This window comes from Pontibaca methylaminivorans (assembly GCF_900156525.1).
GTDB classification, from domain to species: Bacteria; Pseudomonadota; Alphaproteobacteria; order Rhodobacterales; family Rhodobacteraceae; genus Pontibaca; species Pontibaca methylaminivorans.
Genome location: NZ_FTPS01000001.1, coordinates 1,038,123 through 1,054,806, shown reverse-complemented (window position 1 = coordinate 1,054,806; position 16,684 = coordinate 1,038,123). Strand labels below are relative to the sequence as shown.

Here is a 16,684-nt window from a genome sequence, read left to right as displayed (position 1 = left end):
TGCCTGAGCGGACTGCGCCAAGAAACCGGCGCCTGGCCCGTGCGAGGAAATCTCCCGGGGAACTGCGGCAATATTGGGGCTGAAAAGCTCCGATTGTGGGGAAAACGCGAACGATCAGCGGATCCCGCCCGCGCCGCTCACTGCGTTGCCAGATCCTGCGGGCTGGCTTCTTCGACGGCTCCGGCGGGAACGGCGCTCGCGATATATTCGCGATAGATCACCTCGGCATATTTCCCGTCGAGCAGGGTCGGATGGCGCGCGACAAAGCCGGTCACTTCGGTGATGGCGCGGCGGTTGGCCCGTTCCGGGCCGGGCGTGTTCACGACCGGGCGTGTCTTGCCCAGCGACACCACCCCCTCGAGCCGCGCGCGGCTGATGCCCTGCGACGTGAGGAAAGCGACCACCGCATCGGCGCGGCGCTGGCCAAGGCGGCGATTGTAGGCGTCGCTGCCGACGAGATCGGTAAAGCCGTAGACGCGGAAGCGGGCCTCGGGAAACTGGCGGATCCAGCCCGACTGGAGAGTGAGAATCCGGCGCGCCTCGGCATCGAGTGCGGCGCTGTCAAAGGCGAAATGCACGGTCGCCGGCACTTCCTGCGCGAAGCGCCGGGCGAGTTGCACGGTATACTGCCGCTCGCCGTTCATCATCTCGGTGTTGTTCAGCGTGGCATCACCAAAGGACCCCCCGTCCAGCATCTGGCCGGCCTCCTGCGCGCAGCCCGCCAGCAGGGCCGCCGTAATCGTCGCCGCGATGGCGGTGGCGGTGGCCGATTTCAGGATTGCGAAAACTTTCGACATCTGACCGGTCCTCAATCCATTACATAGCCGTAGGAGCCGCTGAATCCCTGCCGCGCGACCTCTCCCGCCGCTGCCGAGCGGTTGCGGCTCGTCTTGCCGAACAGGAACAGGTCCGCTTCGCTTGGTGGGCTGATCCGGTCGGTGGGGAGCATGAAGGCCTCGCCGCGGGTCGGGGTCACGAGATGGGCGGTAACGATGATCACGAGTTCGGTCTGGCTGCGGCGGTAATCCGAACTGCGGAACAGTGCGCCGAGGACCGGCACGTCGCCAAGCCACGGCAGTTGCGACGCATTGTCGAGAAACTGGTCCTCGATCAGCCCGGCGATGGCGAAGCTCTCGCCGTCGCGCATCTCGACCGTGGTCGAGGTCTCGCGCCGGGTGAAAGAGACGATGCTGGCGCCGTTCACGGTGCTTTCGTTGCTGCGGTCGATGGCCGACACGGCCGCGTTCAGTTCCAGATTGATCAAATCCTTGTCGACCACGCGGGGAACGAAATTCAACTGGATGCCGAAGGGTTTGAAATCGACCGAATAAACCCCGCCTTCCTGCGCCACCGGCACCGGGTACTCGCCGCCGGCGAGGAACTTGGCCTCCTGGCCGGAGAGGGCGGTGAGATTCGGCTCGGCCAGGGTGCGCACGACCCCCTTGCGTTCGAGCGCCTCGAGCAGCAGCCCGACCTGCACCGCCCCGACATTGAAACCGAACAGCACCGCGCCGACGTTTTCGTTGCTGCCGGGAATGTTGCCGGAGAGGCTGTTCGCAACCCCGCCCGAGGTGTTCGTGGTGCCGGTGCCGGCGCTGCCGCTCAGCCCCGAACCATGCGGCGAATGGTTGAGCCCGATCGAGGAACTCAACGATTTCGAGACGGAACGCTGCATCTCGGCAAAGCGGACCTTCAGCATCACCTGCTGCACCCCGCCGACGCTCATGAGGTTCGAGACGCGATCCGGCGCATAGCGTTCGGCCAGATCGAGCGCGCGCTGCAGGTGAGAGCTGCTGGAGACCACGCCCGACAGCACGATCCCGTCATTGGCGGTGCGCACCTCGATCTGTTCGCCGGGCAGGATCTGGCGCAGGCGTTCCTTGAATTCGGTGACATCGGCGGCCACCCGCACATCGACATTGGTGATCAGCGTGCCCGATTCATCAAGCAGGGTCATGGTCGTCAGGCCGGGCGATTTGCCGAGCACGTAGATACTGCGGTCGGAAAGCGACGAAATATCGGCGATGCCCGGATTGGCGATGGTCAGTTCGGCAAAGGGCGTGTCGCTTTCCACCACCACGGCCCGGTTCATCGGCACCTCCAGGGTGGAGGCGATGCCCTGCTTCACTTCCCGTAGGCCCTGTGCGCCGGCTGCTCCCGACATCGCGAAAAGCGCCAATACCCAGCCCGCGAGGGCCGTCCTCACGAAAATACCCACACTCATCAAACCTGCCTTCTCGCATACGCATTACACTTGGGGTCTTTTCGCCCAATTGAATGCATACTGCGCGCTCTCCGCACGCCTGCCAAGCCGGCGGGATGCTCAACCTCCGGTCCCTGTGGATAATCGGCAACAAGACCGCTCCGCGCCGCGGGGCCGAAGCCGGCCTTCCCTCGGGGCCGATACCGGTGGGGCGGGGCGGGCGGGGGGTGGTCAGTTGGTGCAGGGAATGGTCACGTCGGTGATCTCTGTCCCCTTTCTGGTGCGGATGGTGCAGGTCTTTTCGCTGCGGGGCAGTGGTGCGGGCTCTGCGGCGCCGCGGCCGAGCAGGGCGCGCTGGTTTATCTCGATCGGGCCGCCCTCGGCCGGGTTGCCGTCGTCGATGCCGACCAGCGCGAGCGTCAGCTTTCCGGTGTTCTGCGCGAGGGTGAGCGCGGCCACCTGTTCCGGCCGCACGGCCACGGTGATCGTGCGGGCGATGGTCGTGTCGATGTCGCTGTTCGCGCTCTGGTCCACGGCCACGATCTGCACGCCGGGCTCGATCATGCGGGTCACGTCGCCCTCGGAATCGCGCGGCGTCCCGGTCCAGTAGACATCGACCCGGTCGCCCGGGCGCAGAAAGCCGGAAACGCCCGAGGTCACGTCAACGCGAATCGCAAGCGCGCGCGTCCCGCTCGCAAGGCGCGAGGTGATTCCCGCATCTTCTCCCGGCGCCGTGACCTTTGGCGCAAGGACGGCTTCGTCCTTTTCGATGGCGCGCAGCACGATCCTTTCGCGGCTTTCATCGGCGGGGAAAAGCGTCCCCGGATCGGGATAGGCGCCTTCGGGGATGGCATCCACGGGCCAGCGCACCATTCGCACCGCGTCCTGCGTCAGCGGCTCGCCATAGCGCAGCGCCCGGGTCGCGACCATGACGGTGGTGGTGGGAACCGAATCCTTCTGCCGTTCCGCCTGCAGGGCCTGTTCCATGCCGGCGAGATAGTTTTTCGCCATCACCACCGCACCGCCTGCAAGGGCGATACCGACGATCAGCACCAGGCCGAAAATTGCACGCATAGGGTCATTTCCATCGGGTTCGTGGTCTTCGGATTCGAGTCATGCAGGCGAAAGATTAAGACCGGGCAAATTTTGCGGGTCACGGGCCACCAAAGAATGAGGCCGCGCCGGAACACGGCGCGGCCTTGTGCGGATTTCGATCATGGTCCGAAATCAGTTGTTATAGGGCATTGCGACCGTTGCATTGTCGAGCGAGTCCCCGACAGCACCCGAAAGCGAGTTCGTGCCCCGGCTGATGCCGGTATAAGCCACACCACCGAGGGCGATCACGGCGGCGGTCAGCACCACCCAATCGACCGTGACGGCGCCGTCTTCGTCCTTGCCGAAGCGCTTGAAGAACTTGATCATGATATTTTCCTTTCCAGATAATGAAACTGCCTTGCCGACCGCGCTGCCTGCGAACCCTCATGTTCCGAATGGGCCGTGGCCTGTGCGGTATGAGTGCATCTAGCCGGCGAGCGGTGGCAGAAATTGGGCAGAAAAAGGATTTCGCTGCCCAATTTTAACTTTTTGGTAATACTGATCGGGAACAGGCCGATTCCCTGCGGGAATTGACCCGGATTTTACCAATAACGCAGGAATGGCGAGGCCGCAGGGCCGCAATTGCGGCAAATCTGCCATGAATCATCGCTCTGCACTGGTCATGCGCCCCGATTCGGGAAAGGCTCGACCAAAAGAACGGGCAGTGAGTATCGAGTATGCAGCGGTATCTGCGCAGGGCGGCGCTCTGGGCTCTGGTGATTCCCCTGATGGTTGTCCCGCAGCCGGGGGCCAGGGCCGAGGTGCAGCGCCTCGTCATGGTGGACGTGTCGGACGAAAAACCGGCCCCGGTCAGCAGCGCACCGGCCGCGGCGCCTGACCGTCCGCGGGCGGAGCCGGTGGTGTACCGCGACTTTTCGGCAAAACGCATCAAGCCCCCCGCGCCGGGAACGACAAGGCGAATCACGGTGCAGATCGACCCGAACGAAAAGCCCGGGCCCATCATCCCGCGCCCGGAGCCCGAGCCATGGGTCGAATCGCCCCTCGGGCCGCTGAGCGAAACCCCCATCGGGCATTACGCATGGTTCTGGGAACAGATTCCGCCGGGGCGTGCGAGGGCCGGGGCGGGGCGGCTTGATGCGGCGCTTTCGGTGCTCGCCGCGTCCGACCGGGTCAGGGCGCCGCGCCTGCAGCAGTTACAGGATATCGCGCGGACCCGCGGGGGGGACATCCTGCGCTCGACCATCGGCACGCGAGTTTCACCGGCGCTCGTGCTGGCGGTGATCGCGGTCGAATCGGGGGGGCGCAGCGATGCGGTCAGCCATGCGGGGGCGCAGGGTCTCATGCAGCTGATGCCGGCGACGGCCAGGCGGTTCGGCGTCGCCGACAGCTTCGTGCCCGAATCCAATATCGCCGGCGGGGTCAAATACCTCGACTGGCTGCTGGGGGAGTTCGACAACGACCCCATCCTTGCGCTTGCGGGCTACAACGCGGGCGAGGGGAGCGTGCGCAGTTACGGTGGCGTGCCGCCCTTTGCCGAAACGCGCGATTACGTGCCGAAGGTTCTGGCGGCGTTCCGGGTGGCAAGCGGGCTGTGCCAGACGCGCCCGCAACTGGTGAGCGATGGCTGCGTCTTCGTGGCGATGAACTGATGCCCCCGGGTCAGGGTGCGAACACATCCGCCCATTCGGGGCGACGCCTGCGCATGGCCTCGACATAGGAACAGCGCGGACGGATGCGCCGGCCATCGGCGCGGGCATCCGCGACCAGCCGTTCCACAAGGGCCGCCGCGGCCCCGGTTCCGCGCATGGCCGGCGGCACGAAGGTGTGATCGGCCGAGATCAGGTCGGGCGCGAGAACCCGATAGGTGAGTTCCGCCTGCGCGGGGCCGAGGTCGATCGAATAGCGCCCCCGCGCATCGTCCGCCTGATGGCGGATGGTGAACGCCTCAGACAATCGTCGCCTCGGTGGCGGCGCGGATTTCGTCTTCGGTCACGCCTTCGGCCGTCTCGACGATCTTCAGCCCGCCCTCGACCACGTCGAGCACGCCGAGGTTCGTGATGATGCGGCTGACCACGCCGACGCCGGTGAGCGGCAGCGTGCATGTCCTGAGCAGTTTCGGCTCGCCGTGCTTGTTGGTATGGTCCATGACGATGATCACGCGCGGCACGCCGGCAACCAGGTCCATCGCCCCGCCCATGCCCTTGACCAGCTTGCCCGGAATCATCCAGTTGGCGAGGTCGCCGCTTTCGGACACTTCCATCGCGCCGAGGATCGCCGCCGCGATCTTGCCGCCCCGGATCATGCCGAAACTGGTGGCGCTGTCGAAATAGGCGGTGCGGTTCAGTTCGGTGATTGTCTGCTTGCCGGCGTTGATGAGGTCGGGGTCTTCCTCGCCCTCGTAGGGGAAGGGCCCCATGCCGAGCATGCCGTTCTCGGATTGCAGGGTGATGTCCTTGTCGCCGACGTAATTCGCGACCAGCGTCGGAATGCCGATGCCGAGGTTCACATACCAGCCGTCCTCAAGCTCTTCGGCGGCGCGGGCGGCCATCTGGTTGCGGTCCCAGCCCTTGCCGGCAACGGTGGCATCCTTTGCCATGGTCACGCCTCCTCACGCTTGCGGGTGGTGCGCTGTTCGATGCGCTTTTCGTGTTCGCCCTGGATCAGGCGGTGCACATAGATGCCCGGCAGGTGGATATGGTCGGGGTCAAGGCTGCCGCGGGGCACAATTTCCTCGACCTCGGCCACGCAGACGCGCCCGCACATGGCCGCCGGCGGGTTGAAATTGCGCGCGGTCTTGCGGAACACCAGATTGCCGGTGTCGTCGGCCTTCCATGCCTTGACGATGGAAAGGTCGGCAACGATGCCGCGTTCCATCACATAGGTCTCGCCGTCGAATTCCTTGTGCTCCTTGCCCTCGGCGATCACCGTGCCGACGCCGGTCCTGGTATAGAAACCGGGAATGCCGGAGCCGCCGGCGCGCATGCGTTCGGCCAGCGTGCCCTGCGGGTTGAATTCGAGTTCAAGCTCGCCGCTCAGATACTGGCGCATGAATTCGGCGTTTTCGCCAACGTAGGAGGAAATCATCTTCCGGATCTGGCGCGACTGGAGCAGCACGCCGAGGCCGAAATCATCCACCCCGGCGTTGTTCGAGGCAACCGTCAGATCCTTTGTGCCCGCATCGCGGATCGCCGCGATCAGCAGTTCGGGAATACCGCAAAGGCCGAAGCCGCCGGCCGCGATCAGCATGCCGTCATGCAACAGCCCGTCGAGCGCCTCGGCCGCGGTATCATAGACCTTCTTCATGGATCACCCCCTGGAAATGCGGTCACGGTGATCGTGCCGCCGCCATGGAACGGTGTCAACCGGATGCCGGGCGCGGCGGCCGGTTCAGCCCTCGCCCGAACCGGCCGCAGCCTTCTTCGTCGTGGCCTTGGCCGCCGTCTGCTTGGCCGGGGTCTTTTTTGCCGCCGTTTTCGCCGCCGTTTTTTTCGGGGCCGCCGTCTTGCGGGTCGAGGCGCGCTTGGCCGGGGCCTTTTTCGCCGCAGGGGCCTTCTTGCCCGATTTCGCCGCCTTTTCCGCGATCAGTTCGACCGCCATCTCCACGGTCACGGCCTCGGGTGCGGTGTCCTTGGGCAGGGTCGCGTTGATCTTGCCCCATTTGACATAAGGGCCATAGCGGCCATCCATGAGGCTGATGGCGCCGCCGGCCTCGGGGTGTTCGCCCAGTTCGCGCAGCGTCTTGCCGCCCCGTCCGCGCGCGCCGCGGCTTGCGACCTTCTCGGCCAGAAGCTGCACGGCGCGGTTCATGCCGACGGTGAACACCTCGTCGATGTTTTCGAGATTGGCATTCGTTCCGCCGCGTTCCGATGTGCTTTCGGCATGTTTGAGATAGGGACCGTAACGGCCGATATTGGCCCAGATCATCACCCCGTCGTCGGGATGCGGCCCGATGGGGCGCGGCAGCGACAGCAGCATGAGCGCGCGGTCAAGCTCGATCTCCTCGGGCGACCAGTCCTTGGGAATCGACTGGCGCGGGGGTTTCTTGTTGTCCTCGGTCGCCTCGCCGCGCTGCACATAGGGGCCGAAACGGCCCTTGAAGACGCGGATCGCATCGCCCTCGTCATGGCCAAGAAGCTTGCCTTCGGGCGGGATCGCGCTGTCTTCTTCCATGCCCGGCGGGCCGAAGGGGCGGGTATAGCGGCATTCGGGGTAGTTCGAGCAGCCGATGAAGGCCCCGCCCGACCGCGCGGTGCGCATGGACAGCCGCCCCTTGCCGCAATGCGGGCAGAGGCGGGGATCGCTGCCGTCCCCGGTCGGGGGGAACAGGTGCGGCTCCAGCACCTCGTTGATCTTTTCCAGCACCTCGGTGATGCGCAATTCGCTGGTTTCCGCGATCGCGGCCGAGAAATCGCGCCAGAAGCTCGCGAGCACTTCCTTGTAATCGGCGTCGCCGGCGCTGATGTGATCCAGCTGATCCTCGAGCGCGGCGGTGAAATCGTAACCGACATAGCGGCGGAAGTAGTTTTCCAGAAATGCCGTCACCAGCCGCCCCTTGTCCTCGGGGAACAGGCGGTTCTTGTCCTTGCGGACATAGCCGCGATCCTGAATCGTGGTGACGATGCTGGCATAGGTCGAGGGCCGGCCGATGCCGAGCTCCTCCATGCGCTTGACCAGCGTCGCCTCGGTAAAGCGCGGCGGCGGCTGGGTGAAATGCTGCTCCGGCGTGATGCCGCGCTTTTCGGCCGGCTCGCCCTCGGCGATCTGGGGCAGGCGTTTTTCATCCTCTGCGCCGTCGCTGTCGTCGCGCCCCTCTTCGTAGATGCGCAGAAACCCGTCGAACAGCATCACCTGCCCGGTTGCGCGCAGTTCCACCTCGCCGTCGCCACTGGCGATATCGACGGTGGTGCGCTCGATCCGGGCGCTCTGCATCTGGCAGGCCAGCGTGCGCTTCCAGATCAGATCGTAAAGCCGGCGCTGGTCGGGGTCGGACAGGCGCAAGGCCGCCGCATCCTTTTCCATCACGGTCGGGCGGATACATTCATGCGCTTCCTGGGCGTTCTTGGCCTTGTTCTTGTACATCCGCGGCGATTTCGGAACGTAATCGTCGCCAAAGCGCGCCCGGATCGCATCGCGCGCCGCATGGACGGCTTCGGGCGCCATGTCGATGCCGTCGGTCCGCATATAGGTGATGTGCCCGGCCTCGTAGAGGCGCTGGGCGGCGCTCATGGTCTGGCGTGCGCCCATGCCGAACTTGCGGCTGGCCTCCTGCTGGAGCGTCGAGGTCATGAAGGGCGCGGCCGGGTTGCGGCTTGCGGGTTTCGCCTCGACCGATTTCACCGCAAGGTCGCGGCTGGTGATGGCCTGCACGGCCAGCTCGGCCTGGGTCGCGTTTTCGATGTCGTAGCGGTCGAGCTTCCGGCCGGCGAGAACCGTGAGCCGGGCCTCGTATTCCTGGCCGCGCGGCGTCGAAAGCAGTGCCTTCACGCTCCAGTATTCGCGGGCGCGGAAGGCCTCGATCTCCATCTCGCGCTCGACGATCAGGCGCAGCGCCACCGATTGCACCCGCCCCGCCGATTTCGCGCCGGGAAGCTTGCGCCAGAGCACCGGGCTCAGGTTGAAGCCGACCAGATAGTCAAGCGCGCGCCGGGCGAGATAGGCCTCGACCAGCGGCATGTCCACCTGGCGGGGATTCTCCATCGCCCGCGTCACCGCATCCCTGGTGATGGCGTTGAAGGTGACGCGCGAAACGGGCGTGTCCTTCTTCAGCGCGCGCCGCTTGGTCAGCGCCTCCTGCAGGTGCCAGCTGATCGCCTCGCCCTCTCGGTCGGGGTCGGTGGCGAGGATCAGTTCGCCGTCCTCGGCCAGCGCATCGGCGATCGCCTTCACATGCTTGCGGCTGTCGCCCGCGACCTCCCATTTCATGTCGAAATCCTGGTCCGGCTCGACCGAGCCGTCCTTGGCCGGCAGGTCGCGCACATGGCCGTAGGATGCCAGAACCGTATAGCCCGGGCCGAGATATTTGCTGATCGTCTTGGCCTTGGCCGGAGATTCGACAATGACGACGGGCATTTAGTGGCTGACCTCCTGCGGTGGACATACCGCGAGCAATTTTGCCCCACATGTGTGGAGCGCTGGCGGGAATGTCAATGCGCCGTATTTTCGGCCCGGATCGCCCCGGATCTTTCTCGGGGTGGTCGCTGCGCCCGGCGCCCGCCGGGCCGCAATCATCCGCGCCGGGCAGGCGGGTGGCTATCGCCCAAGCGAGATGAGCCCGCCCGGCTGGCGCTGGATCCGCCCCTCGATCTCGAGATCGACAAGCGTCACGCCAAGTTCGCCGGCGGTCATGGCCATGTCGCGGATCAACTGATCCTCGGCCAGGGGCGAGGGGCTGAGCCGGGCAAGAATCGCGCGGTGCAGGGCCGCGGTTTCCCGCAGGCTGCGCCGTGGCGGCGGGGGCGCAGGAATTGCGGTCTTTTCCTGCGGGGTTTCTTCCTGCGGGGCTTCGGCGGCGGCGGGCGCCGCCGGCTGCACGGCCACGGCGGCGATCACGTCGGCGGCGTTGCGGACCAGTTGCGCACCGTCGCGAATCAGCATGTTGCAGCCCGCGGCACGGGCGTCGAAGGGGTGGCCGGGCACCGCCAGCACCTCGCGCCCCTGATCCAGCGCATCGCGCGCGGTGATGAGGCTGCCGGACTTCGCCGCCGCCTCGACCACCACCACCCCCTGCGCGAGCCCCGAGATGATCCGGTTGCGGCGCGGGAAATGACGCGCCTGCGGCGCCATGCCCATGGGCTGTTCGGACAGGATGAGCCCCTCGCGCGCGATGTCCTCGCGCAGCCTGGCATTTTCTGCCGGATAGACCGTATCGACCCCGCCCGCCACCACGGCGATGGTTCCGCTGTCGAGGCTTGCGCCATGGGCGGCGGCGTCGATGCCGCGCGCCAGCCCCGAGACGGTGACGAAGCCCTGCACGCCAAGTTCACGCGCAAGGCCGCGCGCCATCCGCGTGCCGAGCGAAGAGGCGTTGCGCGCCCCCACGATCGCAAGCATAGCCCGCCCCAGCAGGTCGATCCGGCCGATCGCCCAGAGCAGGGGCGGGGCCTCGTCAATGCCGGCAAGCGCGGCGGGATAAAACGGGTCGTTCAGGCACAGAAGCCGCGCCCCGGCGGCGCGCGCGGCCCTGATTTCGGCCTCGATCACGCCCGGGGGACAGATCTCGTAATTGGGGACTCCCGCCGCGCGGGCGATTTCGGGCAAAGCGGCAAGTGCCTGTTCTGCGCTGCCGTATTCGGCCAGCAGGCGGTGGAACGTGGCCACCCCCACGCGGCGGGAGCGCAACAGGCGAAGCCACGAAAACCTTTCTTCGTCGGCCATCGGTGGGAGTGGGGGGGGCCTGGAAGAAAACTGTCCCTCGATCATCCGTAACTCCGCCTGATTGCCGGACCTGTCTAGCGCGGGAAAGGTTAACGGATCGTGAACCCGAACGGGAAGGCGCGGCGCGCCGTGCCGCGGCCGGCCCCGTTCGCCCAATCCCCGGCTCCAGGCGGCGCGGTCAGGTGGCGGAACCGCCGACCGTCAGCCCGTCGATCAGCACCGTGGGCTGGCCGACCCCGACCGGCACCCACTGGCCGGCCTTGCCGCAGTTGCCCATTCCCGGATCGAGCGCCATGTCATTGCCGAGCGCGCGGATATGCCGAAGCGCGGTCGCCCCGTCGCCGATCAGCGTCGCGCCCTTCACCGGGGCGCCGATCCGGCCGTTCCTGACGCGATAGGCCTCGGTGCAGGAAAAGACGAACTTGCCGTTGGTGATGTCCACCTGCCCCCCGCCGAATCCGACCGCCCAGATCCCGTCGCCAATCCCGGCCACGATGTCGCCCGGATCGGCATCGCCGCCGAGCATGATGGTATTCGTCATCCTGGGCATGGGCGCATGGGCAAAGCTTTCGCGCCGCCCGTTGCCGGTGGGCTCGGTCCCCATCAGGCGCGCGTTCTGGCGGTCCTGCATCAGCCCGACGAGAATGCCGTCCTCGATCAGCACGTTGCGCCGCGAGGGCGTGCCCTCATCGTCGAAAGTGAGCGAGCCGCGCCGGTCCGCAATGGTGCCGTCGTCCACCACCGTGACGCCGGGCGCGGCGACGCGCTGTCCCATGAGCCCGGCAAAGACGCTCGAACCCTTGCGGTTGAAATCGCCCTCGAGCCCGTGCCCGACCGCCTCGTGCAGCAGGATGCCGGGCCAGCCGGGGCCGAGCGCGACCTCCATCACGCCGGCCGGTGCGGGCTCGGCGCGCAGGTTGACGAGCGCGATGCGCAGCGCCTCGCGCGCCTTGTCCTGCCAGTCGCCGGCCGAGATCGGCCCCCCGAGCCCGATGCGCCCGCCGCCACCCGCGTGACCGCTTTCGCGCCGGCCGTTTTCCTCGACGATGACCGAGACGTTGACCCGGCTCATCGGGCGGGTGTCGCGCAGATGCACCCCGTCGGGGCGCAGGATCGCGACCTCCTGCAGCGATGCGGCGATGGTTGCCGAGACCTGCACGATACGCGGATCGAGTGCGCGGGCAAAGGCGTCGATCTCGCGCAGCGTGTCGATCTTGACCGGAAAGGCGATGCCGTCGATCGGATCCGCATCGCCATAGCGGTGCTGGTTGGTGGCGCGGGGGGCATCGGCCCATGTTCCGCCCCCGTCGCCGACGGCAAGGCGCGCGGTTTCGGCGGCGCGGCGCAGCGCCGGCAGCGACAGTTCGGTCGAATGCGCGTAACCAGACACCTCGCCGCGCACGGCGCGCAGCCCGAACCCCTCGGCGGCGTTGTAGCTGGCGCTGCGCAGCCGCCCGTCGTCAAAGCTCAGCAGTTCGGAGCGCTGCCGCTCGGCAAAGATCTCCCCGTCATCGGCGCCGCTCGTGGCATCGCGCAGCACCGCGAGAGCCTCGTCCAGCGGAAGGTCGTGTTCAAAGGGTCGGAACGGCGATTCGGCCATGGGAAGCAGCCTCGGGACTTGATGCAGATCAAAAAAACGTCATGGTGACATCATCAGAAGCCTTTATTTGACGTAACGAACATGATTACTAATGGAGCCGATGACAACGGGGCGGCGCAAATTGCGTGTCGGCCCCGCCCGCCATACGGGCCAGACACGGGACAGAGATCAATCGGTCAGGACATGAAATGAAGAAGACTTTCACATTTACCGCGCTCTTCGCCGCTCTGGGCGGGCTGCCGGCCTTTGCGCAGGAGCGACCCGAAATCATCGGCAAGCCCATGTCCGGCGCAATGGGTTTTCCCCATGCGGCGACCGAACTTGCGCGCGATCAGCAATGGCTCGACTGGCTGATCCTCGTGATCATCACCGGGATCTGCGTGCTGGTCACGGTGCTCCTGATCTATGCGATCCTGCGCTACAACAGCCGCTCCAACCCGGTGCCGGCACGGTTCGCACATAACGCCCCGCTCGAGATCACCTGGACGGTGGTTCCGATCCTGATCCTGATGTTCATCGGCACCTTCTCGCTGCCGGTCCTGTTCAAGCAGCAGGAGATTCCCGACGGCGACATCACCATCAAGGTGACCGGGAACCAGTGGTACTGGAGCTACGAATACGTCGATCACGACTTCGGCTTCGACAGTTTCATGCTCGGCCGGGACGAACTAGCCGAGAACGGCTATGAGGACGACGAATACCTGCTGGCGACCGACAACGCGGTGGTTGTTCCGGTCGGCAAGGTGGTGGTCATGCAGGTGACGGCCTCCGACGTGATCCACTCCTGGGCCGTGCCCTCCTTCGGGGTCAAGCAGGACGGCGTTCCGGGGCGCCTTGCCGAACTGTGGTTCAAGGTCGATGACGAGGGGCTGTATTTCGGCCAGTGTTCCGAGCTCTGCGGCAAGGATCACGCCTATATGCCGATCACGGTCCGGGCGGTGAGCGAAGAGGAATACGAGCGCTGGCTCGACGAGGCCCAGGAAGAATTCGCCGGCCAGCCGCGCGATTTCCAGGTGGCCGCACGATAGGAACGGGACCGGCGCGGCGCGTTCCGGCGCCGCCCGCCCCTGCAGGAGCAGACGATGAGCGACATCGGCTATGATTCGGGCGTCGATGCCCGCCCCCAGGAGGGCGAGGCGCAGTTCGGGGATTTCCTTGAACTGCTGAAGCCCCGCGTCATGTCGCTGGTGGTGTTCACGGCGCTGGTCGGCATGCTGGCCGCACCCGTCCCGGTGCACCCGGTGATCGGCTTCTGCGCGATCCTGTTCATTGCCCTTGGCGGCGGCGCCTCGGGGGCGCTCAACATGTGGTGGGATGCGGATATCGACCGCCTCATGCGCCGCACCCGCAAGCGCCCCATTCCCGCCGGCAAGATCAGCGAGGAGGACACGCGCGCGCTCGGCTTCGCACTGGCCGGCATCTCGGTCCTGATGCTGAGTCTTGCGACGAACCTTCTGGCCGGGGCGATGCTCGCCTTCACCATCTTCTTCTATGTCGTGATCTACACGATCTGGCTCAAGCGCATCACGCCCCAGAACATCGTGATCGGCGGCGCTGCGGGGGCTTTTCCGCCGGTGATCGGCTGGCTGGCGGCGACCGGCACCATGGCGGTCGAGCCCTGGCTCATGTTCGCGATCATCTTCATGTGGACACCGCCGCATTTCTGGGCGCTCGCGCTGTTCATGCGCAACGACTACGACGATGCCGGGGTGCCGATGCTGACCGTGACCCACGGGCGCCGGGCCACCCGGCGGCATATCCTGATCTATACGGTGCTGCTGGCCGCGCTCTCCATTGCCGCCGGGTTCACGGCGATCGGCGGGCCGGTCTACATGGCGCTTGCGCTGGTGCTGAACCTTGCCTTCCTGCGCGGGGCATTCCGCATCTGGCGCCGCGACGAGACCATGTCCGAAGGCGACAACTTCGCGGTCGAACGGGGATTCTTCCGCCTGTCGCTCCTTTATCTGTTCCTTCATTTCGGGGCGATTCTCGCCGAGGCCCTGCTCGCGCACTGGGGGCTGGGGGGCTGGGGATGAGCCTTCCGAAAGTCACGCACGAGTTGCATCGCCGCCGGCGCGGCCGCAATATGGGGCTGGGGCTGGTGCTGGCCGCCTTTATCGTGATCATCTTCGGCATGACGGTGGTCAAGATCGCAACCGGCGGTTTCGACGAGGCGCCGGCGGATATTTCGGCGGACGTGCCGGCAGAAGAACAGGTGACGGAGTAACCATGCAGGGACCAAAAAAGACCGCGCTCATGCTTGTCGGCGCTGTCGTCTTCATGGCGGCCATGGCCTGGGTGGCCATTCCCTTCTACGACTGGTTCTGCCGCACCACGGGATTTGCCGGAACCACCGCCAAGGTCGAGGCGGGGTCGGAAGAGGTGCTGGATCAGACCATCAAGGTCCGCTTCGACGGATCGCTTGACCGCAACATGCCCTGGACCTTCCGCCCCATGCAGCGCGAGATGGAGTTGAAGATCGGCGAGACGGGGCTTGCCTTCTACGAGGCCTACAACCCGACCGATCATCCCGTCGCGGGGCAGGCCAGCTATAACGTCTTTCCCTACGAGGCCGGCGGATTCTTCAACAAGATCGAATGTTTCTGCTTCACCGAACAGGTTCTCCAGCCGGGAGAGCGGGTGGAGATGCCGGTGACATTCTACGTCGACCCGGAGATCGTCACCGACCGCAAGGGAAAATACGTTCACAAGATCACTCTTTCCTATACATTCTACGAAATCGACCTGCCCGACGATTACGCCGCGGTGCAGGACGACAAGGGATCGCTTTGAAATAAGATGCGCCGAAAGGTGAGGGACAACTGAACATGGCACACGCGAAAACCCACGACTACCACATCCTGCCGCCGTCGATCTGGCCGTTTCTCGGCGCGGTCACCGGCTTTGTCATGCTGCTCGGCGGTGTGCTCTACATGCACTCGATAACACCCTGGGTGTTCTGGGCGGGCGTGGTCGGCGTGCTTTACACGATGTATGGCTGGTGGGCCGACGTGGTGCGCGAAAGCCGCACCAACGATCACACGCCGGTCGTGCGCATCGGCCTGCGCTACGGGATGATTCTCTTCATCGCGTCGGAGGTCATGTTCTTCGCGGCCTGGTTCTGGTCGTTCTTCAAACATGCGCTTTACCCGATGTGGACCTATCCGGGCACCGAATACGAACAGCCCGAGATCTTTGCCGTCGATGCCTTTCACCTGCCGCTGATCAACACGCTGGTGCTGCTGCTGTCGGGCTGTGCCGTGACCTGGGCGCACCACGCGCTTGCGCATGAAAACGACCGGCGCGGGCTGATCACCGGGCTGGCGATCGCGATCGTGCTCGGGATCGCCTTCACCGGGCTGCAAGCCTATGAATACGGCGAGCTTCTGCTGCATCACGGCTGGACCTTCGGCGGGGGCGAGTATTTCTCGAACTTCTTCATGATCACCGGTTTCCACGGCTTTCACGTGATCGTCGGCACGATTTTCCTTGCGGTCTGCCTGGTGCGCGCGATCAAGGGCGATTTCACGCCGGAGCGCCATATCGGGCTCGAGGCCGCGGCCTGGTACTGGCATTTCGTCGATGTGGTCTGGCTGTTCCTGTTCTTCTCGATCTACATCTGGGCGTCGGCCATGCTGACCTGACCCGGACGATTCCGGTTGAAAAACCGCGTCCGGGACGTAACACGAGAACAGGCGCGCGGATTGCCGCGCGCCTTTTTCATGAATTTCCGCGGGGAATCCGGCTGATCCATGCGGCGCATCCTTATCCTCATCATTTTCGGCACCGTCGGCACCGCGTTGCTGGCCGGGCTCGGGGTCTGGCAGGTCCGGCGGCTGGCCTGGAAACAGGAGATCCTGGCCGAGATCGAAAGCCGGATCGCCGCGCCGCCCGCCGCCTTGCCGGCCGATCCCGACCCGGAGCGCGACAGGTATCTGCCGGTCAGGCTGTCCGGCACCATCGAGGCGGGCGAGATTCACGTGCTGGTCTCGACCCGGGATGCCGGCGCGGGTTATCGGATCATCGCGCCCTTTCTGGTCGATGCCGCGACCGATGATGCGGCCCGCGGCGGCCGGCGCATCCTGATCGACCGCGGATTCGTGCGCAGCGAAAACAGGGACCAGCCGCGCCAACCGGGCCCGGCAACCGTCACCGGCAACCTGCACTGGCCCCAGGAGACCGACAGCTTCACGCCCGAGGCCGAGATCGACGCCAATATCTGGTATGCGCGGGACGTGCCGGCGATGGCCAGCGCGCTTGATACCGAGCCGGTTCTGCTGGTGGCCCGCAGCGCGACCGATCCCGGAATCCGGCCATTGCCGGTGGATGCGCATGGCATTCCGAACGATCATCTGCAATATGCCGTCACCTGGTTTTCGCTGGCAGCGATCTGGGCCGGAATGAGCATTCTTCTTCTGTGGCGCAGCCGCGCCCGCAAGACAGGTTGAGGC

Annotated in this window: 17 protein-coding genes; 7 read left to right on the top strand and 10 right to left on the bottom strand. The window is 65.7% G+C overall.

Features of this window, described 5'->3' with window-relative positions; all coding sequences use genetic code 11:
• Nucleotides 1-137: 137 nt before the first annotated feature.
• From B0B01_RS05135 to B0B01_RS05120, 4 genes are all read right to left on the bottom strand, one after another.
• A complete protein-coding gene (locus B0B01_RS05135; protein WP_076648333.1) occupies nucleotides 138-797 on the bottom strand; it encodes an OmpA family protein in 660 nt (219 codons plus the stop codon).
• Between the two features lie 11 nt (nucleotides 798-808).
• Nucleotides 809-2,224, bottom strand: a complete 1,416-nt coding sequence (locus tag B0B01_RS05130; protein WP_076648330.1) for a type II and III secretion system protein family protein — start codon at nucleotides 2,222-2,224, stop codon at nucleotides 809-811.
• Between the two features lie 210 nt (nucleotides 2,225-2,434).
• The gene (gene cpaB / locus B0B01_RS05125) at nucleotides 2,435-3,277 is read right to left on the bottom strand and encodes a Flp pilus assembly protein CpaB (protein ID WP_076648327.1); all 843 of its coding nucleotides are present in this window, start codon (nucleotides 3,275-3,277) and stop codon (nucleotides 2,435-2,437) included.
• 153 nt (nucleotides 3,278-3,430) lie between these two features.
• A complete protein-coding gene (locus B0B01_RS05120) occupies nucleotides 3,431-3,625 on the bottom strand; it encodes a Flp family type IVb pilin (protein WP_076648324.1) in 195 nt (64 codons plus the stop codon).
• 449 nt (nucleotides 3,626-4,074) lie between these two features.
• Between B0B01_RS05120 and B0B01_RS05115 the strand changes: the two genes are divergently transcribed.
• Complete coding sequence (locus B0B01_RS05115) at nucleotides 4,075-4,908, top strand: lytic transglycosylase domain-containing protein (protein ID WP_076650063.1); 834 nt, start codon at nucleotides 4,075-4,077, stop codon at nucleotides 4,906-4,908.
• Nucleotides 4,909-4,918: 10 nt separating this feature from the next.
• Here the strand turns inward: B0B01_RS05115 and B0B01_RS05110 are convergent, their stop codons facing one another.
• The 6 genes from B0B01_RS05110 to tldD form a co-directional block, all read right to left on the bottom strand.
• Nucleotides 4,919-5,212 (bottom strand): GNAT family N-acetyltransferase, encoded by a 294-nt coding sequence (locus B0B01_RS05110; RefSeq protein WP_076648321.1) that lies wholly within the window; start codon nucleotides 5,210-5,212, stop codon nucleotides 4,919-4,921.
• Nucleotides 5,205-5,855 carry a 3-oxoacid CoA-transferase subunit B gene (locus B0B01_RS05105; protein ID WP_076648318.1) on the bottom strand — a complete coding sequence of 217 codons (651 nt, stop codon included), beginning with the start codon at nucleotides 5,853-5,855 and terminating at the stop codon, nucleotides 5,205-5,207. Before B0B01_RS05105 ends, B0B01_RS05110 begins: the two co-directional genes overlap by 8 nt.
• A 2-nt stretch (nucleotides 5,856-5,857) precedes the next feature.
• Nucleotides 5,858-6,562, bottom strand: coding sequence for a CoA transferase subunit A (locus B0B01_RS05100; protein ID WP_076648315.1), 705 nt, complete (start codon nucleotides 6,560-6,562; stop codon nucleotides 5,858-5,860).
• 84 nt (nucleotides 6,563-6,646) lie between these two features.
• Entirely contained in the window at nucleotides 6,647-9,328 is a 2,682-nt protein-coding gene (gene topA, locus B0B01_RS05095) for a type I DNA topoisomerase (RefSeq protein ID WP_076648312.1), read from the bottom strand.
• Nucleotides 9,329-9,508: 180 nt separating this feature from the next.
• Nucleotides 9,509-10,678, bottom strand: a complete 1,170-nt coding sequence (gene dprA, locus B0B01_RS05090; protein ID WP_076648309.1) for a DNA-processing protein DprA — start codon at nucleotides 10,676-10,678, stop codon at nucleotides 9,509-9,511.
• Nucleotides 10,679-10,811: 133 nt separating this feature from the next.
• A complete protein-coding gene (tldD, locus tag B0B01_RS05085) occupies nucleotides 10,812-12,233 on the bottom strand; it encodes a metalloprotease TldD (protein WP_076648306.1) in 1,422 nt (473 codons plus the stop codon).
• A 188-nt stretch (nucleotides 12,234-12,421) separates the two neighbouring features.
• On the opposite strand from tldD, the gene coxB reads away from it, so the two are divergent.
• From coxB to B0B01_RS05055, 6 genes are all read left to right on the top strand, one after another.
• Nucleotides 12,422-13,261, top strand: coding sequence for a cytochrome c oxidase subunit II (gene coxB, locus B0B01_RS05080; RefSeq protein ID WP_076648303.1), 840 nt, complete (start codon nucleotides 12,422-12,424; stop codon nucleotides 13,259-13,261).
• 54 nt (nucleotides 13,262-13,315) lie between these two features.
• Nucleotides 13,316-14,269, top strand: coding sequence for a heme o synthase (cyoE, locus tag B0B01_RS05075; protein ID WP_076648300.1), 954 nt, complete (start codon nucleotides 13,316-13,318; stop codon nucleotides 14,267-14,269).
• Complete coding sequence (locus B0B01_RS05070; protein ID WP_076648297.1) at nucleotides 14,266-14,460, top strand: hypothetical protein; 195 nt, start codon at nucleotides 14,266-14,268, stop codon at nucleotides 14,458-14,460. The genes cyoE and B0B01_RS05070 overlap by 4 nt, the downstream gene beginning before the upstream one ends.
• A 2-nt stretch (nucleotides 14,461-14,462) precedes the next feature.
• Nucleotides 14,463-15,026 (top strand): cytochrome c oxidase assembly protein, encoded by a 564-nt coding sequence (locus B0B01_RS05065; protein WP_076648295.1) that lies wholly within the window; start codon nucleotides 14,463-14,465, stop codon nucleotides 15,024-15,026.
• Nucleotides 15,027-15,061: 35 nt separating this feature from the next.
• A complete protein-coding gene (locus B0B01_RS05060; protein WP_076648292.1) occupies nucleotides 15,062-15,877 on the top strand; it encodes a cytochrome c oxidase subunit 3 in 816 nt (271 codons plus the stop codon).
• Nucleotides 15,878-15,985: 108 nt separating this feature from the next.
• On the top strand, nucleotides 15,986-16,681 hold the full coding sequence (locus B0B01_RS05055) for an SURF1 family protein (protein ID WP_076648289.1): 696 nt from the start codon (nucleotides 15,986-15,988) through the stop codon (nucleotides 16,679-16,681).
• Nucleotides 16,682-16,684 lie beyond the last annotated feature (3 nt).